Source organism: Pedobacter agri PB92, from assembly GCF_000258495.1.
Taxonomy (GTDB): Bacteria; Bacteroidota; Bacteroidia; order Sphingobacteriales; family Sphingobacteriaceae; genus Pedobacter; species Pedobacter agri.
Map to the genome: position 1 here is coordinate 1 of NZ_AJLG01000236.1, position 6,079 is coordinate 6,079.

Consider the following 6,079-nt stretch of genomic DNA (forward strand, 5'->3'; position numbering starts at 1 on the left):
GAAATTATTATCTGATAAAAATATCGTATCTAAAAATGAACTGGCGCTGGCCAGGGCTAAACTGCAGTCATCTAATGCCGAAACTTCACTGGCTAAATTCCATCTTTCCAATACCGAAATCAGGGCGCCGTTTGCGGGCACCATCGACCGTATTCCTTTAAAGTTGGGGAGTTTGGTTGACGATGGCGCATTACTCACCAGCCTTTCTGATAACAGCCAGGTTTTTGCTTACTTCAACGTTTCGGAGCCTGAGTATTTGAATTACCAAAGCGCTGCGAAAGCCAAAGGGCAACAGGAAGTGGGTTTGCTTCTGGCGAACAACGAATTGCTTAAAACGAAGGGGAAAGTGGAGGTTATTGAAAGTGAGTTTGACAACGAAACGGGAAACATCGCTTTCAGGGCAAGATTTAACAATGCCGATAATCTGCTTCGCAATGGTGAAACCGGTAAAATCCAAATGGTTGTTCCCTTGAAAAATGCGATGGTTATTCCGCAGAAAGCCACTTACGATATTCAGGATAAAACTTATGTTTTCGTGATTGACAAAAACCATAAAGTGCATTCCAGGGCGATCACCATTGTTGGCGACCTGCCGGATTTATATATCGTAGGTGATGGTCTCAGCACTGGCGATAAGATATTACTTGAAGGTGTACAGAAAGTGAAAGACGATGATAAAATCGCTTTCAAGTTTCAGCAGCCACAGGAAGTAATAAAACAATTGAGACTGAAAACAGAATAATCCCAGCACTTTCATATTTATATTATGTTTAGCAAGTTTATACAAAGGCCCGTCCTTTCTATAGTGATATCGCTTATAATTGTTTTTCTCGGAGTCTTAGCCATCAACTTCCTTCCGGTAACACAATTTCCTTCCATTTCGCCACCCAAGGTTAATATCACGGCTGAGTATCCTGGCGCTAACAACGAATTGTTAATTAAATCGGTGGTCATTCCGCTGGAGCGGGCATTAAATGGCGTACCGGGAATGAAATACATCGCTTCGGATGCCGGTAACGATGGTGAAGCCTCCATCCAGGTGGTGTTTAATTTGGGTACCGATCCCAATCAGGCTTCCCTGAATGTTCAGAACAGGGTAGCGGCTGTAACCAATAAACTTCCACCACTTGTGGTTCGTGAGGGTGTTAAAATTACACGTGAAGAATCGAGCATGCTGATGTACATTAATTTGTATAGCAAGGATCCGAAGATGAACCAGAATTTCCTCTATAACTACGCTGATATCAATTTATTATCGGAGTTGAAAAGGGTAGATGGGGTTGGTTTTGCTGATATCCTGGGCGACCGTGATTATGCGATGCGCATCTGGCTGAAACCTGACCGCATGCAGGCTTATAAAATCTCGGTTGATGAAGTGATGAAAGCCCTGGATGAGCAGAGTTTGGAAGCCTCTCCAGGTAAAACGGGCGAAAGTTCGGGTAAAAGATCGCAGGCTTTTGAATATGTTTTAAAATATTCTGGTCGCTACAATACTAAAGAACAATACGGCAATATCGTGCTGCGGGCCAATGCTGCGGGCGAACTCCTTCGGTTAAAAGATGTAGCCGATGTAGATTTTAGCGCAGCGGCTTACAATCTTTATTCTACCCTCAATGGAAAAGCTTCAGCAGCTATTGTATTGAAACAATCTTACGGCAGTAATGCCAGTCAGGTGATTAAAGACGTGAAAGCTAAAATGGCTGAGATTAAATCTACCTCCTTTCCAAAGGGATTGGATTATGAAATCAGTTATGACGTTTCTAAATTCCTTGATGCATCAATAGAAAAGGTTATCCACACCCTTGTTGAAGCTTTTATTCTAGTGGGTTTAGTGGTGTTTTTATTTCTTGGCGACTGGCGTTCCACGCTTATTCCCGCTATTGCTGTTCCGGTTTCACTGATTGGTACGTTTGTATTCATGCAGTTCTTCGGGATTACGCTGAACTTAATTACCTTGTTTGCCCTCGTACTGGCCATTGGTGTTGTAGTAGACGATGCGATTGTGGTGATTGAGGCGGTGCATGCTAAAATGGAACTCGACAGGCGTTTGTCGGTTCTGAAAGCCACGCAACAGGCGATGAAAGAAATTGGTGGCGCCATCATTGCGATTACTTTTTTAATGGCTTCGGTATTTATTCCGGTGGCGTTTATGTCGGGTCCGGTAGGGATTTTTTATCGCCAGTTTTCCATCACCATGGCTACGGCAATTATCCTTTCTGGTATTGTGGCTTTAACACTTACACCCGCCCTTTGTGCCATCATGCTTAAAAATCATCATGGTTCACATCAAAAGAAATCCGTCATTGATCGATTCCTGGATAGTTTCAACCGTGGTTTTGCCAAACTTTCGGGTAAATATGAATGGATATTAACCCGTGTGGTGACCAGACGATTATTCACTTTTGGGATCCTGATTGCGTTTTGTTTAGGTGTGTGGGGCTTGAGCAGCAGTGTTCCTTCAGGTTTTATCCCCAATGAAGATCAGGGGATGGTTTATGCCATTATTCAAACCCCACCGGGATCAACTTTAGAGCGTACGGATCAGATTGCAGAGAAGCTGCAAAAAATGTGTGAAGACATTGATGGTGTAAAATCTGTTTCTTCATTGGCAGGTTATGAAATTCTTACTGAAGGTACAGGCTCTAACTCCGGTACTTGTTTAATCAACTTAAAAGATTGGAGCGAGCGTAAACATTCGGCTGCCGAGATTATTGAAGAGCTGGAAGAGAAATCAAAGAATATCCCTGGGGCAACCATCGAATTTTTCCAGCCACCTGCGGTTCCGGGTTATGGTGCGGCCGGCGGTTTCGAACTTCGCTTACTGGATAAAGCGGGCAGTGGCGATTACAAAAAAATGGAAACGGTGGGCAATGATTTCGTGAAAGCGCTGAACAAACGCAAGGAGTTATCATCAGTATTTACCTTTTACAGTGCCAGTTTTCCGCAATACATGCTCAATGTTGACAATGACATTGCCCAGCAAAAAGGCGTAAGTATCGATAATGCCATGAACACGCTTTCCACCTTTGTGGGTAGTAATTACGAAACCAGCTTTATCAAGTACGATCGACAATATAAAGTGATTGTTCAGGCTTTACCACAGTACAGGGCGTTGCCGGAAGATATTTTAAAACTTTCAGTTAAAAATGACCGGGATGAAATGGTGCCGTTTTCGGCATTCATCAAAATGCAAAGGGTTTACGGTTTATCAGAAATTACAAGACATAACATGTATAACGCTTCGGAAATCAGCGGACAAAGTGCACCGGGATATAGTTCGGGTGAAGCCATCAATGCCATTACCGAAGTTGCGGCGAAGACCTTGCCGAGAGGTTTCGGAATTGATTGGGCGGGTATTTCCAAAGATCAGGTATCCAGGGGAAATGGTGCGATATATATCTTTTTGATTTGTCTGGGATTTGTTTACCTGGTGCTGGCCGCACAATATGAAAGCTTTATTTTGCCACTTTCGGTTATTCTGTCATTACCTGCCGGGATTTTTGGGGCCTTTTTATTCCTGAAAATTCTGGGTCTGGAAAACAACATTTATGCACAGGTAGCAATGGTGATGCTGATTGGTTTACTGGGTAAAAATGCCGTGCTGATTGTAGAGTTTGCGGCACAAAGGCACAGCCAGGGTTTAAGCATCGTTAAATCTGCCATGGAAGGGGCGATGGTGCGTTTCCGTCCGATTTTAATGACCTCATTTGCTTTCATTGCAGGTTTAATTCCTTTAATGATTGCTTCTGGTCCGGGGAAAATCGGCAACAGAACCATTGGTTCGGCTGCAGCGGGCGGTATGCTTTTTGGTACGATATTCGGAGTGGTCATCATTCCAGGGTTGTACTACATCTTTGGTACCATCGCTGCCAAACACAAACTCATCAAAATAGAAGAAGAACATCCATTAACTGAAGAAGTAGAAGACAATGTTTAAGTTTAATCGATATAAAATTGTGGGTTTGGCGGTGCTGTGCGCTTTATATAGTGCCTGCAAAGTGCCTGAATTTGCCCAACGAAATGAAAATAAGAACGTTCCTGCAAGTTTTGGCCAGACTGCGGACACCACCAACACCGGTGCTGTGCAATGGCGTAGCTTTTTTACCGACCCTCATCTGATCAGCCTGATTGATACGGCGTTAAAAAACAATCAGGAACTCAATATCACTTTGCAGGAGATTGAACTTGACCAAAAACGAAATCAAAGCCAGAAAGGGTGAACTTTTACCCACGGTTGGTTACCGCGTAGGTGCAGGCATCGAAAAGGTAGGCCGCTATACCAGTGCAGGGGCCGGTGATGCTTCAACCGAAATTACCCCTGGAAAAGGTGTTCCAGATGTGCTGCCAGATTATGCTTTTGGCTTACAGGCGAACTGGGAGGCCGATATCTGGCATAAACTTCGCAATGCCAGGCAAGCTGCGGTGACCCGTTACCTTTCCACGGTTGAAGGTAAGAACTTTGTGGTCACCAATCTGATCGCAGAAATTGCCAATTCCTATTACGAGCTGCTGGCGCAGGATAACCAGCTGGAAATTGTAAAACAGAATATCGCTTTACAAAGCAATGCACTAGAGCTGATGAAAATTCAGAAACAGGCTACCCGGGTTACAGAATTGGCAGTCCGTAAATTTGAAGCGGAGGTTTTAAGTTCTAAAAGTCTGGAATTTGATATTCAACAAAACATCACGGAAACGGAAAACAAGATTAATTTTTTACTGGGTCGTTTCCCACAGCCGATCATTCGGGATCGCAATGCCTTTAATCACCTGGTTCCACCAACGGTTCAGACCGGCCTGCCCGCACAATTATTGGCCAATCGCCCGGATATTAAACAGGCAGAACTCGATTTAGCCGCTTCGAAACTGGATGTGAAGGTAGCAAAAGCTCAGTTTTATCCTTCGTTAGGGATTTCAGCAAATATTGGCTACCAGGCTTTCAATCCATCTTATTTACTTCGAACACCTGAATCGATCATGTATTCCCTGGCTGCAGACTTAGCTGGTCCACTGATTAACCGCAATGCGATCAAAGCTTCTTATGCTGCGGCAAATGCGAAACAGTTGCAGGCCGTTTACAATTATGAACGCAGTATTTTGAATGGTTATATTGATGTGGCTAATCAATTGTCGAACATCAGTAATTTGCAAAAAAGTTATGAGCTTAAATCGAAACAGGTAGCGGCTTTAACGCAGTCGATTGATATTTCAAATGATTTATTCCGGGCAGCCCGGGCAGATTATTTCGAGGTTTTAATGACACAGCGTGATGCTTTGCAATCTAAATTAGAACTGATTGAAACCAAAAAACAGCAATTGAATGCGGTGGTGAATATTTATCATGCATTGGGTGGGGGATGGAATTAATCGTGTTTGCTATGGCGGATAGAGGGTATAAGAGCCTCCATCCGCCCTGTTACCGATATAAAGTTATCTTAATTCCTTTAAAATAAATATCGCGGTGAAACAATGTTTAGGGATTTAATACGGTTGTTATCCCATTTCGGAGCGGCAGTATTATCACATTTGAGGGGCAAACTCCCCTCCTTATCTTCAAGGAGGGGGCGGGGGTGGTTGATTAAGTTATCGTGTTAATTAGTTTTTCTACGCCTCATCGGCGGCGGGCCTCCTACTTTTCCCTTGATGGAAAAGTAGCAAAACCGAGCCTTTCGGCGAGCTCATTAATGCCTATAAATGACAATAACAAAATATTAATAACATCAAGGCGTGGATCTAATGTCGGGTAAAATCGTCAAAGCTTTAATTTCGGCAACACAAGTTCCGATGAAGAATCGGAAAGGATGCGTTGCCTTGGATAGTGGTGGTTTGAAAGTTTTTGCACAAGCTTTAACTTTTTTCCCGCTCCATTATCTCCTATGCCGGGGAGCAGGGTGCATTTTTCAGGGCCGTCATTGCAAAGGATACGGAAATTTAATGCGGTCGCTATCCCCCTCTGGAGGGGGCAGGGGGAGGGTTAGCACACTTGAGGGGCAAACTCCCCTCCTTATTTTCGAAGGAGGGCGGGGGGTGGTTGATTAAGTTATCGTGTTAACTTCTAAATAGTATTTTTCTACGCCTCATC

General features: G+C 43.7%; 4 protein-coding genes. All 4 read left to right on the forward strand.

The genetic code is table 11. The features are described from left to right. Positions 1 to 742 (forward strand): efflux RND transporter periplasmic adaptor subunit (locus tag ON09_RS21850; protein WP_010603206.1); only part of this gene is annotated, 742 nt, incomplete at its 5' end. A 24-nt stretch (positions 743 to 766) separates the two neighbouring features. Next, positions 767 to 3,937 carry an efflux RND transporter permease subunit gene (locus ON09_RS21855; RefSeq protein ID WP_010603207.1) on the forward strand — a complete coding sequence of 1,057 codons (3,171 nt, stop codon included), beginning with the start codon at positions 767 to 769 and terminating at the stop codon, positions 3,935 to 3,937. After that, positions 3,930 to 4,220: a hypothetical protein gene (locus ON09_RS26335; RefSeq protein ID WP_238533775.1), complete on the forward strand. Its 291-nt coding sequence runs from the start codon at positions 3,930 to 3,932 to the stop codon at positions 4,218 to 4,220. The genes ON09_RS21855 and ON09_RS26335 overlap by 8 nt, the downstream gene beginning before the upstream one ends. Continuing rightward, positions 4,186 to 5,364: a TolC family protein gene (locus ON09_RS21860; RefSeq protein WP_238533776.1), complete on the forward strand. Its 1,179-nt coding sequence runs from the start codon at positions 4,186 to 4,188 to the stop codon at positions 5,362 to 5,364. The genes ON09_RS26335 and ON09_RS21860 overlap by 35 nt, the downstream gene beginning before the upstream one ends. The last annotated feature ends 715 nt before the right edge of the window (positions 5,365 to 6,079 follow it).